The sequence below is a fragment of the Pseudomonas sp. AC229 genome (assembly GCF_979254655.1).
Genome location: NZ_CEEDHK010000004.1, coordinates 52,919 through 70,910, shown reverse-complemented (window position 1 = coordinate 70,910; position 17,992 = coordinate 52,919). Strand labels below are relative to the sequence as shown.

The window sequence follows — 17,992 nt, the reverse complement described above, 5'->3', positions numbered from 1 at the left end:
GATAAGGCGAACCCTCTCTAATGGCCGATTGGCAATCCCTCGATCCCGAGGCCGCTCGTGAAGCGGAAAAATACGAAAACCCTATCCCAAGTCGTGAGCTGATTCTTCAGCATCTGGCGGATCGCGGTTCGCCAGCCAACCGCGAGCAGTTGGTAGAAGAGTTCGGCCTCACCACGGAAGAACAACTCGAAGCCTTGCGCCGTCGTCTGCGCGCTATGGAGCGTGACGGCCAGTTGATCTACACCCGTCGTGGCACGTATGCGCCGGTCGACAAGCTGGACCTGATCCTCGGTCGCATCAGCGGTCACCGCGATGGCTTCGGTTTCCTGATTCCGGATGACGGTAGTGACGATCTTTTCCTGAGTCCTGCTCAGATGCGTCTGGTCTTCGATGGCGACCGTGCCCTAGCGCGCGTCACCGGCCTTGACCGCCGTGGTCGTCGTGAAGGTGCGGTAGTGGAAGTCATTTCCCGCGCCCACGAAACCATCGTTGGTCGCTACTACGAAGAAAGCGGCATCGGATTTGTCGTCGCAGACAATCCGAAAATCCAGCAAGAAGTGCTGGTCACGCCGGGTCGCAACGCGAGCGCCAAACAAGGCCAGTTCGTTGAGGTGAAGATTACCCATTGGCCAACGCCGCGCTTCCAGCCTCAGGGCGACGTGGTTGAAGTGGTCGGCAACTATATGGCGCCGGGCATGGAAATCGACGTGGCGCTGCGCAGCTACGACATTCCCCACGTCTGGCCTGAAGCAGTGCTCAAAGAAGCCGCCAAGCTCAAGCCTGAAGTGGAAGAGAAGGACAAAGAAAAGCGCATCGACCTGCGTCACCTTCCGTTCGTAACCATCGACGGTGAAGACGCCCGCGACTTCGACGATGCGGTTTACTGTGAAAAGAACGGCAGCAACTGGCGCCTGTTCTCTGGTGGCTGGAAGCTTTACGTGGCCATCGCCGACGTTTCCCACTACGTGAAAATCGGCTCGGCACTGGACGACGAATCGCAAGTGCGCGGCAACTCGGTGTACTTCCCCGAGCGCGTAATACCGATGCTGCCGGAAGAGCTGTCGAACGGCCTTTGCTCGTTGAATCCGAAGGTCGACCGCTTGGCGATGGTCTGCGAGATGAGCATCTCCAAGACCGGCAAGATGACCGACTATCAGTTCTACGAAGCGGTCATCCACTCCCACGCGCGCCTGACCTACAACAAGGTCAGCGCCATTCTCGAAACGCCGAAAAGCGCTGAAGCGAAAGCCCTGCGTACCGAGTACGCCGACGTTGTGCCGCACCTCAAGCAGCTGTACTCGCTGTATCAGGTGCTGCTGGCTGCTCGCCATGAGCGCGGCGCCATCGATTTCGAAACCCAGGAAACCCGCATCATCTTCGGCTCCGGCCGTAAGATCGCTGAGATCCGTCCTACCACTCGTAACGACGCTCACAAGCTGATCGAGGAATGCATGCTGGCCGCCAACGTGGCCACCGCCGAGTTCCTTAAGAAGCATGAGATTCCTGCGCTGTATCGCGTGCACGATGGCCCGCCGCCGGAGCGTTTGGAAAAGCTCAAAGCATTCCTCGGCGAGCTGGGCTTATCGCTGCAACGCGGCAAATCCAAAGAAGGTCCGTCGCCCAAGGACTACCAAGCGTTGCTGGAAGGCATTCGCGAACGGCCGGATTACCACCTGATTCAAACCGTTATGTTGCGCTCGTTGAGCCAGGCGGTTTACAGCGCCGATAACCAGGGCCACTTCGGCCTGAATTACGAGGCGTACACGCACTTCACCTCGCCGATTCGTCGTTACCCGGATTTGCTTACGCACCGCGCCATTCGCAGCGTCATTCGCTCGAAGATGGACACGCCGCACGTTAAGCGCGCCGGCGCAATGATGATTCCGAAAGCGCGCATTTATCCGTACGACGAACCCGCGCTAGAGCAATTGGGCGAGCAGTGCTCGTTGTCCGAACGCCGCGCCGACGAAGCCACCCGTGACGTAGTGAACTGGCTCAAGTGCGAATTCATGAAAGACCGCGTGGGCGAAAGCTTCCCGGGCGTGATCACGGCTGTGACCGGTTTTGGCTTGTTTGTTGAGCTCAAAGACATCTACGTCGAAGGCCTGGTGCACGTCACCGCCTTGCCGGGCGACTACTACCATTTCGACCCGGTTCACCACCGTCTGGCGGGCGAGCGCACTGGCCGCAGCTTCCGTCTCGGCGACAGCATCGACGTCAAAGTCATGCGCGTTGATCTGGACGAACGCAAAATCGACTTCGAGCTTGCGCAAGCCACTATCGATGCGCCAATCGGCCGTAAGGGCCGCACATCGACGGCGGCCAAAGGCGGTGCGCGTGAGCGTGCTGAGAAGGCGAACGCAGCACCTACTTCCGGCAGCGCTGACGTCAAGCGCAGCCGCGAAGTGAAAAGCGCGTTGCTCGCTGAAGCGAAAAGCAAAGGCAAGGCCAGCACCGCTGGCAAAAGTGCCAAGCCCAGCACGCATCGCAAAGGCCCGCCGAAGGCTGGCGCTGCAGCACCGAGCAAAAGCGGCGGCGCTCGCAAGCCAAAGGGTAAAGCATGAGTCAGTTGGAAAAAATCTACGGTGTGCACGCCGTAGAAGCCTTGCTGCGGCACCATCCCAAGCGCGTCAAACAGATCTGGCTCGCTGAAGGGCGCAATGATCCGCGCGTCCAGGTATTGCTGGAATTGGCGGCTCAATCGCGCGTAGCGGTCGGGCAAGCCGAGCGCCGCGAAATGGACGCCTGGGTTGAAGGCGTGCATCAGGGCGTGGTCGCGGAAGTGAGCCCCAGTCAGGTGTGGGGCGAGGCGATGCTCGATGAGTTGCTCGATCGCAGCGAAGGCCATCCGCTGTTGCTCGTGCTTGATGGCGTAACCGATCCGCACAACCTTGGCGCCTGCCTTCGCACCGCCGATGCCGCCGGCGCGTTGGCCGTGATCGTGCCGAAAGATAAATCCGCAACGCTCAACCCCACCGTGCGCAAAGTGGCATGCGGCGCGGCGGAGGTGATTCCATTGGTGGCGGTGACCAACCTTGCCCGCACGTTGGAAAAACTCCAGCAGCGCGGGCTCTGGGTCGTCGGCACGGCTGGCGAAGCCGAGCAGGAATTGTACGAGCAGGATCTGACCGGTCCGACCATCCTGATCATGGGTGCTGAAGGCAAGGGCATGCGCCGCTTGACCCGCGAGCACTGCGATTACCTGGTGCGCCTGCCGATGGCGGGTAGCGTCAGCAGTCTTAACGTCTCGGTAGCCACAGGCGTCTGCCTGTTCGAAGCCATGCGCCAGCGCGGCGTGAAGGCCAAGGCCGGGAAATAACGCTGCACCGCCTGTGGGAGCGGCTTTAGCCGCGATGCTTTTGGATAAAAGGCATCGCTGCTGAAGCCGCTCCTACAGGTTTCTCTGCCTCTCTGGCAACTGTTCAAATAATCACCAATTGCCTTGCGCCACCCAGCCCCCTTCTCTACAATTGCGCCCCTTGCCGTGACGGCAGGCGCATACGTGCCCTTTTGTCTGGTGAGCTAACAGTGTCATTCACTCCTTGTCTGACCGCGCTAAGCGGCAGGCTACAACCCGTAAGGAGCATTTATGCGTCATTACGAAATCATCTTTCTGGTTCACCCGGACCAGAGCGAGCAAGTCGGCGGCATGGTTGAGCGTTACACCAAGCTGATCGAAGAAGACGGCGGCAAAATTCACCGCCTGGAAGACTGGGGCCGTCGTCAACTGGCCTACGCAATCAACAATGTTCACAAGGCTCACTACGTGATGCTGAACGTTGAATGCACCGGCAAAGCCCTGGCTGAGCTGGAAGACAACTTCCGTTACAACGATGCCGTGATCCGTAACCTGGTCATCCGTCGCGACGAAGCCGTAACTGGCCAGTCCGAGATGCTCAAGGCTGAAGAAAACCGCAGCGAGCGCCGCGAGCGTCGTGACCGTCCTGAAGCCGATTCCATCGATGGCGACAACGATGACAACGACAACAGCGACAGCGATAACGCTGACGAGTAATCCACGGATCTATTGAGGAGCCAATCTCATGGCACGTTTCTTCCGTCGTCGTAAATTCTGCCGTTTCACCGCTGAAGACGTGAAGGAGATCGATTACAAAGATCTCAACACGCTGAAAGCCTACGTTTCTGAAACCGGCAAAATCGTTCCAAGCCGTATCACCGGTACCAAGGCTCGTTATCAGCGTCAGCTGGCTACCGCTATCAAGCGCGCCCGCTTCCTGGCCCTGCTCGCCTACACCGACAGCCACGGCCGCTGAGACCGGAAGGTCGATACGTAGTAAGGGATAAATCGCATGCGCGCAGTTGCTGAGTTCATCATGCGCGGTCGCATGCAAGCCACTCTTGTGGTGGTGGGTAGTGCGGCATTGCCGCTGTTGTTCTGGTTGAGTGCTGCTGCAGGTTGCCTTGTGCTACTGCGGCGTGGTTTGAAGGACGCTGCTGGCGTTCTGGTTTGGGCTCTGCTGCCAGCGATGGTCTGGTGGTACTTCGGCGAACCGCGCACCTTATTGGTGTTGCTGGGCGCGCTGGGTCTGGCGCTGGTGTTGCGCGCTGGTGGGTCGTGGAACCGGGTGCTGTTGTGCAGCGTGGCTTTGGGCTTGGTATACGGTTGGGTATTGGGTTCGCAGTACCGTGAATTTCTCGAAGCGGTGGCGGCGGAGTTGCAGAAACTCCTGCCGCAGGCCCTCGGGGAACTCCACCAGCAATTGCCGGTGGAAGAACGGGCTCGACTGGATGCCTTGCTAGTGCCGGTGCTGACAGGATTGCTGGCGTCTGTGCTGCAAATCGTCAGTCTGCTATGCCTGATTCTCGGGCGTTATTGGCAGGCTGCGTTGTACAACCCTGGTGGTTTCGGGCTCGAGTTTCGCGCCTTGCGACTGCCGCGAGCGTTGGCGATGGGGCTGTTGGTGTGCATGCTGCTGGGTCCGAACATTGGACCGCAATTGGCCATGCTTACACCGCTGTGCAGCGTACCGCTGGCGTTTGCAGGATTGGCCTTGTTGCACGGGCTGGTTTTTGTGGGACGACTGGGCAAGTTCTGGCTGGTCGGGATGTACATAGGCCTGCTGCTGTTTATGCAGCTGATTTATCCGTTACTGGTGGCTCTGGCCATTGTCGACAGTCTGATTGATTTTCGCGGACGCCACGCACGCAACGGTGCCGGCCCCGCGAACGGTGAAGGTTAAAAGTTAAGAGGTAAGACCCAAATGGAAGTCATCCTGCTGGAAAAAATCGCCAACCTGGGCAACCTGGGCGACAAAGTGAATGTTAAGGCTGGTTACGGCCGTAACTTCCTGCTGCCGCAAGGCAAAGCAACTGCCGCTACCGCTGCGAACGTTGCTGCGTTCGAAGAGCGTCGTGCAGAGCTGGAAAAACTGGCTGCCGAGAAGAAAGCTTCGGCTGAAGCTCGTGCTGCTCAACTGGCTGAGCTGGAAGTGACCATCACTGCCACCGCTGGTGATGAAGGCAAGCTGTTCGGTTCCATCGGTACTCACGACATCGCCGACGCCCTGACCGCCTCTGGCGTGGAAGTGGCTAAATCGGAAGTGCGTCTGCCGAACGGTACCATCCGTAACGTGGGCGAATTCGACGTAGCGGTGCACCTGCACTCCGACGTTGAAGCCACTGTCCGCGTTGTCGTGGTAGCTGCTTAAGTAACGCCAATCGCCCCGCACCTCTGGTGTGAGCGGTTTACATCGGGCACGATCTGCACTCGCAGATCGTGCCCTTTGTCTTTCTGTATTCCCTGTTTTGCATTCCTGATTCCGTGTGGCCATGAACGATATTTCCGATCCCGAACAGTTCGACCTGCAAACCGCTGCGCTAAAGGTCCCGCCCCATTCCATCGAGGCCGAACAGGCCGTGCTCGGTGGTTTGATGCTCGACAATAACGCCTGGGAGCGGGTGCTGGACCAGGTTTCGGACGGTGACTTCTATCGCCATGACCACCGCCTGATTTTCCGCGCCATCGCCAAGCTGGCCGACCAAAACTCGCCGTTCGACGTCGTCACGCTCTCCGAGCAACTCGACAAAGAAGGCCAGACCTCGCAAACCGGTGGTCTGGCTTACCTCGGTGAGCTGGCGAAAAACACCCCGTCGGTGGCCAACATCAAGGCCTATGCGCAGATCGTTCGTGAGCGCGCCACATTGCGCCAGTTGATCGGCATCAGCACCGAAATCGCCGACAGCGCCTTCAACCCGCAAGGCCGGCAAGCCGCCGAAATTCTCGATGAAGCGGAGCGGCAGATCTTCCAGATCGCCGAGGCGCGGCCCAAAACCGGCGGCCCGGTTGGCGTGAACGCGTTGCTGACCAAAGCCATCGACCGCATCGACGAGCTGTTCAATACCGGCGAAGGCATCACCGGTCTGTCCACCGGCTTCACCGACCTCGACGACAAAACCAGCGGCCTGCAGCCCTCGGACCTGATCATCGTCGCCGGTCGTCCGTCGATGGGTAAAACCACCTTCGCCATGAACCTGGTGGAAAACGCCGTACTGCGCAGCGACAAGGTGATTCTGGTGTACTCGCTCGAGATGCCAGGCGAATCGCTGATGATGCGTATGCTGTCCTCCCTCGGCCGTATCGATCAGACCAAAGTGCGTTCCGGTCAGCTCGACGATGACGACTGGCCGCGCCTGACCTCGGCGGTCAACCTGCTCAACGACCGCAAGCTTTTTATCGACGACACTGCCGGCATCAGCCCTTCGGAAATGCGTGCGCGAACCCGTCGTCTGGTGCGTGAACACGGCGACGTCGGCCTGATCATGATCGACTACCTGCAACTGATGCAGATCCCAGGCTCCAGCGGCGACAACCGGACCAACGAGATTTCGGAAATTTCCCGTTCCTTGAAAGCCCTGGCCAAGGAATTCAACTGCCCCGTGGTCGCGCTGTCCCAGCTCAACCGCTCCCTGGAACAACGCCCCAACAAGCGCCCAGTGAACTCCGACTTGCGTGAATCCGGCGCCATCGAGCAGGACGCCGACGTGATCATGTTCGTGTACCGGGACGAGGTGTATCACCCCGAAACCGAACACAAAGGCGTGGCCGAAATCATCATCGGCAAGCAGCGGAACGGTCCGATTGGCTTTATTCGACTCGCGTTCTTGGGCAAATACACAAGATTCGAGAATCTAGCCCCCGGCAGCTACAACTTCGACGACGACGAGTAGACCTACTGCGCGACGTTCTGGCTGCGTCGCGCGGTGCTCGCCAAAATCGCAGTCACTAGCAACATTCACCGCGAACCCACCCCTACGCCTTATAACGCGGCGTCATAAAATCCGCGTCCACATACGGCGCGAGGTAATCCTCAAGCCGCTGCCCGTCGGCACATTCGAAGTGTTCGTCGGTATCGGTCAGCGTATCCAGGCGATCAACGCGGAAATTACGAAAGGCGCCGCGCAGTTCGCACCAGCTGCAGAGCGTCCAGGTCTGCCCCCAGAAGAACAGCCCCAAAGGCCAGATGCAGCGTTCGCTGCTCTGGCCTTTTTCGTCTTTGTAGCTCAGTTGGAGCTTACGTTGCTGGCGGATGGCGAGGCGCAGTTGGCCGAGCCAATGCACGGGGTACAGGTTGGTTTCGGGGGCGAACAGGTTGTGGCGGTTGAGTTCGCTGCGCAGGTCGCCCGGCAGCACGCTGTGGATTTTCGCCAGTGCCGATTCGGCCGCACGTTGCAGGGCCGGGTCGGCCCAGGCTTTGACCATTTTGGCGCCGATCATCAGCGCTTCGATCTCCTCGCGCTCGAACATCAGCGGCGGCAAATCCATGGGCTGGCGCAGCACATAGCCAACACCCGCTTCGCCCTCCAGCGGCACGCCGGAGAGCGACAAATCCTGAATGTCGCGGTAGATGGTGCGCACCGACACCTGCAGCCGTTCGGCCAGCCACTGCGCCGTGGTCAGGCGGCGGCTGCGTAAAAACTGCACGATCTGGAAGAGGCGGTCGGCGCGTCTCATGGCTGGTCTCGGTGGTGGGCCATCGCGGCCAACGCCGCGATGTTTTAAACGTCAGGACACGCTGTGCAGCCCAACGCTATTGCCTTCACTGTCTTTAATCAAGGCAATGAAACCGTGCGGCGCGATCTCGGTGCGGGGCTGCAGGATGACGCCGCCGGCATTGGGGACACGGTCCAGCACGGCGTCGAGTTGGCCTTCCACATTGAGGTAAACGCGCGTGCCGCCCGTGCCCGGATGCATACCTGCCATCGCACACACGCAGCCGCCGACGCCGCCGTTTTCTTCGCCGGGAAAAATGCCCATACGCGACATCGGCCCATCGACAATCGGCATCGAGATATCCAGCGCGCGCTGGTAGAAGGTGTGGGCACGGTCGAAGTCGCTGACGTAGAGTTCAAACCAGTTCACGGCGTTCATGGCATTCATTCCTTGGCGTATTGAGGGAGTCGGCAGCCGTCGGCGGGGCGCCGTTGCGTGCTGCTGGCGAGCACTTTACGAGGAGGCTACTGACAGCATTCTGTCAGTAGCCTGCGCCGATATTTCTGCGCCGTGCTGGGCTAAACTGCCGTCCCTTTTTTCCATGCTGCCGAGCCTGCTATGCGTCCGTTAATCGCCACCATCGACCTCGCCGCCCTGCGCCATAACTATGCCGTCGCCCATCGCTGCGCGCCGGGGCGGCAGGCGTTCGCCGTGGTCAAGGCCAATGCATACGGCCATGGCGTGCGCGAAGTGGTGGCAGCGCTGGCGCACGCAGACGGTTTCGCCGTGTGCTGCCTGGAAGAGGCGCACGCCGTGCGTGAGGTGAATGCGCAGGCGCGCGTGTTGCTGCTGGAAGGCTGTTTCGAGCCGGCTGAATACGAGCAGGCTGCCGCGTTAAATCTGGACGTCGCGGTGCATAACGCCGCCCAGGCCGAGGCGCTGATGTCAGCAGCCTTGTCGCAGCCGCTGAACGTGTGGCTGAAGCTCGACAGCGGCATGCACCGCCTGGGTTTCTCGGTCGCCGAGTTGCGCGAATGGCATGGCCGTCTGGCAGGCACCGCGAACGTGGCCGAGCTCAATGTGCTCGGTCATTTCGCCTGCGCCGACGAGCGCGGCCATGAGCTGAATGAGCAGCAGGTCGAGCAGTTTTTGAGTCTTCTTGATCTCGACTTCGACCAGCGCTCGCTCGCCAATTCCGCCGCGCTGCTGACCATTCCCGCCGCGCATATGGACTGGCAGCGCCCCGGCATCATGCTCTACGGCGCCACGCCGTTTGCCGAGCTAAGCGCCAAGGAGTTGGGATTGCAGCCGGTGATGACGCTCACCGCACAGGTGATCGCCCTGCGTGAAGTGCCGGCCGGCGAAAGCGTGGGCTATGGCGCCAGTTGGATCGCCCAGCGGCCCTCGCTGATTGGCACCGTCAGCTGCGGCTACGCCGACGGCTACCCGCGTCACGCACCGCCCGGCACCGAAGTGGTGGTGCGCGGCCAGCGCGTGCCGTTGGCGGGCAGGGTGTCGATGGACATGCTCAGCATCGACCTAACGGACGTGCCCGGCGCGCAGGTGGGCGATGCGGTGGAATTGTGGGGCGCGCAACTGCCCGTGGATGAACTGGCCCAGCGCTGCGGCAGCATTGGCTATGAATTGCTGACCAAAGTGACCGGCCGCGTGCCGCGCCGCTATCACAACTAACCCCGCCCCTGTAGGAGCGGCTTCAGCCGCGATGCTCTCCAACCACATCGCGCTTGATCGGCATGCCGCCCAGCCGCACCCAACTTAGCGGACCCCTTACACCAACCCCGTCGGCACCTGCAGCACATCCAGAAACAGGCACTGCTCCGGCGTCAGCGAGCCATCCTTACCGCGAATGATGCAGCCGGAGCGCCCTTGGCTCTTGGCCTGGTACAGCGCCTCGTCCGCCGCCTTGTATAACCCGGCGAATTGCTTGGCGTGTTGCGGAAACAGCGCTGCGCCAATGCTGATGGTCACGGCCAGATTGTTCGCGCCATACAGCACCGGCTTGGCCAGTTCGCTCAGCAAGCGCACGGCAATTTCCTGCGCGTGCTGCTCGGCTTCCGGGCCGCTGATGACGATGGCGAATTCGTCGCCGCCCAGTCGCGCCACCATGTCATTGCTGCGCACATGCTCGCGCAGGCGCTGGCCAATGGTGCGCAGCATCAGGTCGCCGGCGTCGTGGCCGTGGCGGTCGTTGATCGGTTTGAAGTGGTCGAGGTCCACCAGCAACAGCGCCACAGACTCGTGACGGCGGCTGGCGTCGGCCAACGCCGTTTCCACGCGCTCAATCAGGTAGCGGCGGTTGGGCAGGTCGGTTAGCGGGTCGTGAAAGGCCGCGTGTTGCAGGGCTTGCTCGCGTTCACGCAGTTGCTGGTTGGCCTGCGCCAGTTCGGCGGTGCGCACTTCCACGGCACGCTGAAGCTCGTCGGCGCTGGCTTGTATCTGCGACAAGCGCGCGGTCTTCTCGCGGTCGGCTTGTTGCAGCGCTGTGGAGCGGTCTTGCTTGAGGGTCTGGATGCGGTAGGCGAGGGCGAAGGAAAACAAGATCGACTCCGCCGCCACCGCCAGCGGAAATACGTACGCATTCCAGCCAGCCGGTTGCACCACGCCCGTCGTGCGTAGCAGTAGCAAGCCGGTGCTGCCCAGAATCAGGCCGTAGCCGCAGAGATAAAGCAGCGCCGGGAAGTAATGCTGCCGCCAACGGATAAACGCCGCGCCCAAGGCCGCCGGAATGCTGGTGAACGACAGCAGCGCAATAATCCACGCCGCCGTGCCGCGCTGTCCGGCAACGTCCAGCGCAATCGCCACCACGTACACCACGCACGCCAGGTTCAGCAGGTGATGGGCCCAGCGCACATAGCGCTTGGTCTGCATCAGCGTTTGGGTAAAGCGCGTGGCGAAAATGCCCCACAGCGAGGGCAGCACAATGCGGTCGAGCCACACCGGAACCGGGTGGTTGGGCCACAGGTATTGGAAGCCGTGGCCGGTCATGCTGACGATAAACAGCAGGGCGCCGCCGGTGGCGAGCACGTACCAGAAGTACGCCGCATCGCGCAGGCTGAAAAAGATAAACAGGTTGTACAGCAGCAGCGCCGTGATGACCCCGTAGATCAGCCCCAGGCCGATGTTTTCGGTGGCGGCCAGTTGGCTCAAATCATCGAGCTGCCAGACCTTCAGCGGAAACGAATTGCCCGCCGGGTCGTAGCTGCGCAAATAAAAGGTCAGCGGTTCGTCGCCCAGCTCAGGCAGCTTGAACAACGTGCGGCGGTACGGGTAGTCGCGACCTTCGGCGTAATTCACCACTTCGCCGCTCTGGCGCTGTTGCCAACCGGTGTGCGGGCCGGGCAGGTAGAGCTGCATGTTCAGTTGGGTGACAGAACCGATCTCAAGCCACCACAGCGGCGGTGCATCGCTGCGCCGTTGCAGGGTGACTTTAATCCACCACGGGTTGCGACTCTGGCCGACGCTGGCCTTGCCGTTGGCCGGCACGAAACGCTGTTGAATGTCGGGCTTGGCCATGTCGGCAATGTTCAGCGTGGCGCCGACATCTTCGAGCAGCTCAATCTGCCCGTTCAGCGATTGCCCGCTGCTGCTGCGGTCCAGCAGCATGGGCGCCGCCGCCGACGCGTGGGCAGCGCACACGGTCAACAAGGCATACAGGCACATCCGCACAATGTTCAGCCGCACCGCATAACTCCTTGAAGCCAAGCGCTGCGGCCGGGCGATTAAAACTGGATCGAGTATAGCTATCAGTATCGGAAATTGATGACAGGGCTTGAGCGACTTTCTTGATCCATCGGCCAGTAGCTGACTGACACAGTCGGATTCTGTACATTTTTTGTGCTATATTCCGCGCCCGCGATTTTCCATGCAACTGCCATACGGTTCCCCCATGCAAGCAGCCAAGCCGCTATTCGATTATCCAAAGTACTGGGCCGAGTGTTTCGGGCCTGCACCTTTCCTGCCGATGAGCCGGGAAGAGATGGATCAGCTTGGCTGGGATTCCTGCGACATCATCATCGTCACCGGTGATGCGTATGTGGATCATCCTTCGTTTGGCATGGCGATCATCGGCCGGCTGCTGGAAGCGCAAGGCTTTCGCGTGGGCATCATTGCCCAGCCAAACTGGCAGTCCAAAGACGACTTTATGAAGCTCGGCGAGCCGAACCTGTTCTTCGGCGTCGCGGCCGGCAACATGGATTCGATGATCAACCGCTACACCGCCGACAAGAAAATTCGCTCCGACGACGCCTACACGCCTGGCGGCCTGGCCGGCAAACGCCCGGACCGCGCCAGCCTGGTGTACAGCCAGCGTTGCAAAGAAGCCTACAAAAACGTGCCCATCGTGCTCGGCGGTATCGAAGCCTCGTTGCGCCGCATCGCGCATTACGATTACTGGCAAGACCGCGTGCGCAACTCGATTCTGATCGACGCCAGCGCCGACATTCTTCTCTACGGCAACGCCGAGCGCGCCATCGTCGAAGTGGCCCAGCGCCTGTCGTACGGGCAGAAAATCGAAGACATCACCGATGTGCGCGGCACCGCGTTTATTCGCCGCGACACGCCCCAGGGCTGGTACGAAGTCGACTCCACGCGCATCGACCGTCCGGGCAAGGTCGACAAGATCATCAACCCGTACGTGAACACGCAAGACACCCAGGCCTGCGCCATCGAGCAGGAAAAGGGCCCGGTTGAAGACCCGGAAGAAGCCAAAGTCGTGCAGATTCTGGCCAGCCCGCGCATGACCCGCGACAAAACCGTGATCCGCCTGCCGTCCATGGAAAAGGTGCGCAACGACCCGGTTCTGTACGCCCACGCCAACCGCGTGCTGCACCTGGAAACCAACCCAGGCAACGCCCGCGCATTGGTGCAGAAGCATGGCGAAGTGGATGTGTGGTTCAACCCGCCACCCATTCCCATGACCACCGAGGAAATGGATTACGTATTCGGCATGCCGTACCAGCGCGTGCCGCACCCGGCCTATGGCAAAGAGAAAATTCCCGCCTACGACATGATCCGTTTCTCGGTAAACATCATGCGTGGCTGCTTTGGTGGCTGCACCTTCTGCTCCATTACCGAGCACGAAGGCCGCATCATCCAGAACCGCTCGGAAGAGTCGATCATTCGCGAGATCGAAGAAATCCGCGACAAAGTGCCAGGCTTCACCGGCGTGATTTCCGACCTCGGCGGGCCGACCGCCAACATGTACCGCATCGCCTGCAAGAGCCCGGAAATCGAATCCGCGTGCCGCAAGCCGTCGTGCGTGTTCCCCGGCATTTGCCCGAACCTGAACACCGACCACTCCAGCCTGATTCAGCTATACCGCAGCGCCCGCGCGTTGCCCGGCGTGAAGAAAATTCTGATCGCCTCTGGCCTGCGTTACGACCTGGCCGTGGAATCGCCTGAATATGTGAAAGAACTGGTCACGCACCACGTCGGCGGCTACCTGAAAATTGCCCCGGAACACACCGAGGAAGGCCCGCTGAATCAGATGATGAAGCCGGGCATTGGCTCGTATGACAAGTTCAAGCGCATGTTCGAGAAGTACTCGAAAGAGGCGGGCAAAGAGCAGTACCTGATCCCGTACTTCATCGCCGCGCACCCGGGCACCACCGATGAAGACATGATGAACCTGGCCCTGTGGCTCAAAGGCAACGGCTTCCGTGCCGACCAGGTGCAAGCGTTCTACCCCTCGCCCATGGCCACCGCCACGGCGATGTACCACTCGGGCAAAAACCCGCTGCGCAAAGTCACGTACAAGAGCGACGGCGTGACCATCGTTAAAAGCGAAGAGCAGCGCCGCCTGCATAAAGCCTTCCTGCGCTACCACGACCCCAAAGGCTGGCCGATGTTGCGCGAAGCGCTGCTGCGCATGGGCCGTGGCGACTTGATTGGGCCGGGCAAGAACCAGCTCATTCCGCTGCACCAGCCGGCTACCGACAGCTACCAGAGCGCTCGGCGGAAAAACTCGACGCCGGCCGGCAGCCATAAAGTGGCCAAGGAAACCAAAATCCTCACCCAGCACACCGGCCTGCCCCCGCGCGCCAGCGACGGCGGCAATCCGTGGGACAAACGTGAGCAAGCCAAAGCGGCGGCGTTTGCCAAGAGCAAGGAAGACGCTAAAGCCCGTCACGACGCGGCCAAAGGCGGCAAGGGTAAGGGCGGCAAAGGCGGCAAGAAGCCGGCGCGGCAGCCTGTGTTTCCGCGCTGAGGCTTGTGCATGAACAAAAAACGCCAACCTTCGGGTTGGCGTTTTTGTATGTGACCGAGTCTGCCCCGGCCCTCTCCCCCAGCCCCTCTCCCGCAAGCGGGCGAGGGGGGCAGAGATGCGTGCGGATTCTGAGACAGCGTCTCCACGGCGGAGAGATCCGATTTAGTTCTCGAAACCTCCCCGATCCATTCCCCTCTCCCGCTTGCGGGAGAGGGGCTAGGGGAGAGGGGCTTTTGAGTGGGTTCTGATTGTCTCGCCGGCCATCTCTGCGTTCGGCTGAACATTCTGGGCTTGCAGAGCCTTTGCCGCGTCCTAAGCATCACGCCCGCCCCGTTTACGTGCGATCCTCTGCCCCACGCATCGCCACTGGCGCGATTTTGGTGCCGGGGTGCAGGGACGGGTAGCGAAACCACCGGCTCCGCCCTGGCTGGCATAAGTCTTGCGCGGCTCACAGCCCGCCAAGGCTCGCAGGAGGCACGCCGTGTCGATTCATGTCGCATTGCACCACGTAACCCATTACCGCTATGACCGTGCGGTAGACCTTGGCCCGCAAATTGTGCGTCTGCGCCCGGCGGCCCATAGCCGTACGCGCGTGCTCTCGTACGCGCTGAAAGTGCTGCCCGAAAAGCACTTCATCAATTGGCAACAAGACCCTCAGGGCAATTACCTGGCGCGCCTGGTGTTCCCGGAGAAAACCACCGAGCTGCGCATCGAGGTCGATCTGGTCGCCGAAATGGCGGTGTTCAACCCGTTCGATTTCTTCCTCGAGCCCTACGCCGAAAAAATTCCGTTCACCTATTCGGCCGATGAAAAGCGCGAGCTGACGCCGTACCTGGCGACCCTCGACCCCACGACAAAATTCGACGCCTACGTCGCCAGCATCGAGCGCAAGCCGCTGCCGACCATTGATTTCCTCGTCGCCCTGAACCAGCGCCTGAGCCAAGACATCAGCTACCTGATCCGCATGGAGCCCGGCGTGCAAACGCCTGAGCAAACCCTGGTCAATGCCTCCGGCTCATGCCGCGATTCGGCCTGGTTGCTGGTGCAGATTCTGCGCAGCCTCGGCCTGGCGGCGCGGTTCGTTTCCGGCTACCTGATTCAACTGACCGCCGACGTCAAAGCCCTCGACGGCCCCAGCGGCACCACCGTGGACTTCACCGACCTGCATGCCTGGTGCGAGGTGTATTTGCCCGGCGCCGGTTGGGTGGGGCTCGACCCAACATCCGGCCTGTTTGCCGGCGAAGGCCATATTCCGTTGGCGTGCAGCCCGGAGCCTTCCTCGGCGGCGCCCATCAGTGGCGTGGTGGAGCCGTGCGAGGCCGAGTTCACCCACGAGATGTCGGTGGAGCGCATCTGGGAAGCGCCGCGCGTGACCAAGCCGTACACCGAGGAGCAATGGCTGGAGATCGAGCGCCTCGGCCGGCAGATTGATCACGACCTGCTCGAAGGCGATGTGCGCCTGACCATGGGCGGCGAGCCGACGTTTGTGTCCATCGACGACCCCGACGGCCCCGAGTGGAACACCGATGCGCTGGGCGATAACAAACGCAAACTCTCCGCCGAGCTGTACCAGCGCATGCGCAAGCGCTACGCGCCCAAAGGCCTGGTGCATTTCGGCCAGGGCAAGTGGTACCCGGGCGAGCAACTGCCGCGCTGGTCGCTGAACTGTTTCTGGCGCCACGACGGCGAGCCGATCTGGCACAACCCGGCGCTGGTCGCCGATGAAACCCAGAACTACGAAGCCGATGGCGCGCTCGCCGGGCGCTTCCTCGCCAGCGTGGCCGAGCGTCTGCAACTGCCCGGCGAGTTCGTGTTTCCCGCCTACGAAGACAATTTCTATTACCTCTGGCGCGAAGGCGCGCTGCCCAAGAACGTCAGCGCCGAAGATTCGCGCCTGAGCGATGAAATGGAGCGCGCGCGGCTGCGAAAAGTCTTCGCTCAGGGCCTGGATAAAGTCGTCGGCCAAGTGCTGCCGTTGGCCCGCACCGCAGACGGCGACGCCTGGCAAAGCGGGCGCTGGTATTTGCGCGACGAGCATTGCCGGCTGGTGCCGGGCGACTCGGCCATGGGTTATCGCTTGCCGCTGGCATCGCAGCCGTGGGTAAAGGCGGCGGAGTTTCCGTTTGTGCATGTGCCCGACCCGAATCAGAGCTTCGCCGAATTGCCGTCCAGCGATGCGCTGCGCGTGTTGCCGGCCGAGCGCGGGGAGACGCCGGCCACGACGGATGGACGTGAGCCGAAGGTCGACGAGTCGGCCCATTGGCTGACGCGCACCGCCCTGTGCGCCGAAGCGCGGGACGGGCGTTTGTACCTGTTTATGCCGCCGCTCGCCGCGCTTGAGGATTACCTGACGTTGGTCAACGTCATCGAGGCCTGCGCTGAGGAGCTGCATTGCCCGGTGCTGCTCGAAGGCTACGAGCCGCCCAGCGATCCGCGTTTGGGCAACTTCCGCGTCACGCCCGACCCCGGCGTGATTGAGGTGAATGTGCAGCCCTCGTCCAGCTGGGAGCAGTTGGTTGAGCGCACCGAGTTCCTCTACGAAGAAGCGCGGCAAACCCGGCTGACCACTGAGAAATTCATGATCGACGGCCGCCACACCGGCACCGGCGGCGGTAACCACTTCGTGCTCGGTGGCGCCACGCCGGCCGACTCGCCGTTTCTGCGCCGCCCCGATCTGCTGCGCAGCCTGATCAGCTATTGGCACAATCATCCGTCGTTGTCGTACCTGTTTTCCGGGCTGTTTATTGGCCCGACGTCCCAGGCGCCGCGCATCGATGAAGCGCGCAACGACTCGCTCTACGAACTGGAAATCGCCTTCTCGCAAATGCCGGCGCCGGGCGAAGAATGCCCACCGTGGATTGTCGACCGCCTGCTGCGTAACCTGCTGATCGACGTGACCGGCAACACCCACCGCGCCGAGTTCTGCATCGACAAACTCTATTCGCCCGACAGCGCCAGCGGCCGTCTCGGTTTGCTGGAACTGCGCGGTTTCGAAATGCCGCCCCATGCGCGCATGAGCCTGACCCAACAACTATTGCTGCGTGCGCTGGTGGCGCGTTTCTGGCGTGAACCCTATGCGCCGCCGAAGCTTGCGCGCTGGGGCACCGAGCTGCACGACCGCTTCCTGCTGCCGCACTTTATCCAGCAAGACTTCGCCGACGTGATCGTCGACCTGAACAACGCCGGCTATCCGCTGCGCGCTGAGTGGTTCGACGCGCATCTGGAGTTTCGCTTCCCGAAAATCGGTGATTACGCCGTGGCCGGTATCGAGCTGGAACTGCGGCAGGCGCTGGAACCGTGGCATGTATTGGGCGAGGAGGGCGGTGGCGGCGGCACGGTGCGTTATGTCGATTCCTCGCTGGAGCGCGTGCAGGTGAAAATCAACGGCCTGCCGCCGCAGCGCTACCTGCTCACCTGCAATGGGGTGGCGGTGCCGTTGCAGCCGACCGGGCGTGTGGGCGAGTTCGTTGCAGGCGTGCGCTTTCGCGCCTGGCAGCCGTACAACGCGCTGCAGCCGACTATTGGCGTACACGCGCCGCTGGTGTTCGACCTGCTGGATACCTGGATGCAGCGCTCGCTGGGCGGTTGTCAGTATCATGTCGCCCACCCCGGCGGGCGCAATTACGAGACCCTGCCGGTGAACGCCAACGAAGCGGAAAGCCGGCGCATGGCGCGTTTTTTCCGCCTTGGGCATAACCCCGGGCAGTTGTCGGTGCCGACGTTGCAGATCAACGATGAGCTGCCGATGACCTTGGACCTGCGCCTGCATCGACGCTGACCGGTTTGCCCACGGCAAGCGCCGCCCAGAGCAGGTG

13 protein-coding genes are annotated in these 17,992 nt (G+C 61.5%); 10 read left to right on the top strand and 3 right to left on the bottom strand.

Going from position 1 to position 17,992, the window contains the following annotated elements; genetic code table 11:
• Positions 1-20 precede the first annotated feature (20 nt).
• The 7 genes from rnr (at position 21) to dnaB (ending at position 7,188) form a co-directional block, all read left to right on the top strand.
• On the top strand, positions 21-2,564 hold the full coding sequence (gene rnr / locus AC0IW7_RS06915) for a ribonuclease R (RefSeq protein ID WP_471816651.1): 2,544 nt from the start codon (positions 21-23) through the stop codon (positions 2,562-2,564).
• Positions 2,561-3,319 carry a 23S rRNA (guanosine(2251)-2'-O)-methyltransferase RlmB gene (rlmB, locus tag AC0IW7_RS06910; protein ID WP_471816649.1) on the top strand — a complete coding sequence of 253 codons (759 nt, stop codon included), beginning with the start codon at positions 2,561-2,563 and terminating at the stop codon, positions 3,317-3,319. Before rnr ends, rlmB begins: the two co-directional genes overlap by 4 nt.
• A 270-nt stretch (positions 3,320-3,589) precedes the next feature.
• Positions 3,590-4,015 (top strand): 30S ribosomal protein S6, encoded by a 426-nt coding sequence (gene rpsF, locus AC0IW7_RS06905; RefSeq protein WP_122451573.1) that lies wholly within the window; start codon positions 3,590-3,592, stop codon positions 4,013-4,015.
• A gap of 28 nt (positions 4,016-4,043) precedes the next feature.
• The gene (rpsR, locus tag AC0IW7_RS06900; protein WP_002551829.1) at positions 4,044-4,274 is read left to right on the top strand and encodes a 30S ribosomal protein S18; all 231 of its coding nucleotides are present in this window, start codon (positions 4,044-4,046) and stop codon (positions 4,272-4,274) included.
• A 36-nt stretch (positions 4,275-4,310) separates the two neighbouring features.
• Positions 4,311-5,201 (top strand): hypothetical protein, encoded by an 891-nt coding sequence (locus AC0IW7_RS06895; RefSeq protein ID WP_471816647.1) that lies wholly within the window; start codon positions 4,311-4,313, stop codon positions 5,199-5,201.
• A 21-nt stretch (positions 5,202-5,222) separates the two neighbouring features.
• On the top strand, positions 5,223-5,669 hold the full coding sequence (gene rplI, locus AC0IW7_RS06890) for a 50S ribosomal protein L9 (protein ID WP_122491944.1): 447 nt from the start codon (positions 5,223-5,225) through the stop codon (positions 5,667-5,669).
• Positions 5,670-5,790: 121 nt separating this feature from the next.
• Positions 5,791-7,188: a replicative DNA helicase gene (gene dnaB / locus AC0IW7_RS06885; RefSeq protein ID WP_122451570.1), complete on the top strand. Its 1,398-nt coding sequence runs from the start codon at positions 5,791-5,793 to the stop codon at positions 7,186-7,188.
• An 82-nt stretch (positions 7,189-7,270) separates the two neighbouring features.
• Here dnaB and AC0IW7_RS06880 read toward each other — a convergent pair whose 3' ends face one another.
• Complete coding sequence (locus AC0IW7_RS06880; protein WP_471816645.1) at positions 7,271-7,972, bottom strand: helix-turn-helix transcriptional regulator; 702 nt, start codon at positions 7,970-7,972, stop codon at positions 7,271-7,273.
• A gap of 51 nt (positions 7,973-8,023) precedes the next feature.
• Complete coding sequence (locus AC0IW7_RS06875; RefSeq protein WP_471816643.1) at positions 8,024-8,389, bottom strand: VOC family protein; 366 nt, start codon at positions 8,387-8,389, stop codon at positions 8,024-8,026.
• A gap of 180 nt (positions 8,390-8,569) precedes the next feature.
• Here AC0IW7_RS06875 and alr point away from each other — a divergent pair, with 180 nt between their 5' ends.
• Positions 8,570-9,643 carry an alanine racemase gene (gene alr, locus AC0IW7_RS06870; protein WP_471816641.1) on the top strand — a complete coding sequence of 358 codons (1,074 nt, stop codon included), beginning with the start codon at positions 8,570-8,572 and terminating at the stop codon, positions 9,641-9,643.
• A gap of 96 nt (positions 9,644-9,739) precedes the next feature.
• Here the strand turns inward: alr and AC0IW7_RS06865 are convergent, their stop codons facing one another.
• Positions 9,740-11,632, bottom strand: coding sequence for a diguanylate cyclase domain-containing protein (locus AC0IW7_RS06865; protein ID WP_471817006.1), 1,893 nt, complete (start codon positions 11,630-11,632; stop codon positions 9,740-9,742).
• A gap of 226 nt (positions 11,633-11,858) precedes the next feature.
• On the opposite strand from AC0IW7_RS06865, the gene AC0IW7_RS06860 reads away from it, so the two are divergent.
• Both AC0IW7_RS06860 and AC0IW7_RS06855 read left to right on the top strand, forming a co-directional pair.
• On the top strand, positions 11,859-14,177 hold the full coding sequence (locus AC0IW7_RS06860; RefSeq protein WP_463384765.1) for a YgiQ family radical SAM protein: 2,319 nt from the start codon (positions 11,859-11,861) through the stop codon (positions 14,175-14,177).
• Between the two features lie 481 nt (positions 14,178-14,658).
• Positions 14,659-17,955: a transglutaminase family protein gene (locus tag AC0IW7_RS06855; protein ID WP_471816640.1), complete on the top strand. Its 3,297-nt coding sequence runs from the start codon at positions 14,659-14,661 to the stop codon at positions 17,953-17,955.
• Positions 17,956-17,992: the final 37 nt, after the last annotated feature.